The 1,375-nt window shown below is 51.1% G+C and carries 1 rRNA gene; it reads right to left on the reverse strand.

Annotation, left to right across the window (positions count from 1 at the left end):
• A 23S ribosomal RNA gene (locus V5290_RS17225) occupies positions 1 to 1,375 on the reverse strand; the annotation flags it as partial.

The following is a 1,375-nucleotide window of genomic DNA, read 5'->3' on the forward strand; positions in this document are numbered from 1 at the left end:
GCACTTACACACCTTGCCTATCAACGTTGTAGTCTCCAACGGCCCTTTAGGGAACTTAAAGTTCCAGTGAGAACTCATCTTGAGGCTCGCTTCCCGCTTAGATGCTTTCAGCGGTTATCGATTCCGAACGTAGCTACCGGGCAATGCTATTGGCATAACAACCCGAACACCAGCGGTTCGTCCACTCCGGTCCTCTCGTACTAGGAGCAGCTCCTCTCAATTCTCAAACGCCCACGGCAGATAGGGACCGAACTGTCTCACGACGTTCTAAACCCAGCTCGCGTACCACTTTAAATGGCGAACAGCCATACCCTTGGGACCGACTTCAGCCCCAGGATGTGATGAGCCGACATCGAGGTGCCAAACACCGCCGTCGATATGAACTCTTGGGCGGTATCAGCCTGTTATCCCCGGAGTACCTTTTATCCGTTGAGCGATGGCCCTTCCATTCAGAACCACCGGATCACTATGACCTACTTTCGTACCTGCTCGACGTGTCTGTCTCGCAGTTAAGCTGGCTTATACCATTGTACTAACCTCACGATGTCCGACCGTGATTAGCCAACCTTCGTACTCCTCCGTTACTCTTTGGGAGGAGACCGCCCCAGTCAAACTACCCACCAAACAGTGTCCCAAACCCCGATTCAGGGGCCATGGTTAGAACTCAAAACATACAAGGGTGGTATTTCAAGGTTGGCTCCACCGCATCTGGCGACGCGGTTTCAAAGCCTCCCACCTATCCTACACATGTAGGCTCTAAGTTCACTGCTAAGCTATAGTAAAGGTTCACGGGGTCTTTCCGTCTAGCCGCGGGTACACAGCATCTTCACTGCGATTTCAACTTCACTGAGTCTCGGGTGGAGACAGCATGGCCATCATTACGCCATTCGTGCAGGTCGGAACTTACCCGACAAGGAATTTCGCTACCTTAGGACCGTTATAGTTACGGCCGCCGTTTACCGGGGCTTCGATCAATAGCTTCGACCTAAGTCTAACCACATCAATTAACCTTCCGGCACCGGGCAGGCGTCACACCCTATACGTCATCTTACGATTTAGCAGAGTGCTGTGTTTTTAATAAACAGTTGCAGCCATCTGGTATCTTCGGCCCCCAACAGCTTAGAGAGCAAGTCTCATCACCGTCAAGGGCGTACCTTCTCCCGAAGTTACGGTACCATTTTGCCTAGTTCCTTCACCCGAGTTCTCTCAAGCGCCTTGGTATTCTCTACCTGACCACCTGTGTCGGTTTGGGGTACGATCCTCATATTTCTGAAGCTTAGAGACTTTTCCTGGAAGTATGGCATCAATGACTTCACTACCTTGGTAGCTCGACATCGAGTCTCAGCGTTAAAAGAAATCCGGATTTACCTAAATC

Origin of the sequence: Psychromonas arctica (assembly GCF_036697365.1) — a bacterium.
GTDB lineage: Bacteria > Pseudomonadota > Gammaproteobacteria > Enterobacterales > Psychromonadaceae > Psychromonas > Psychromonas arctica_A.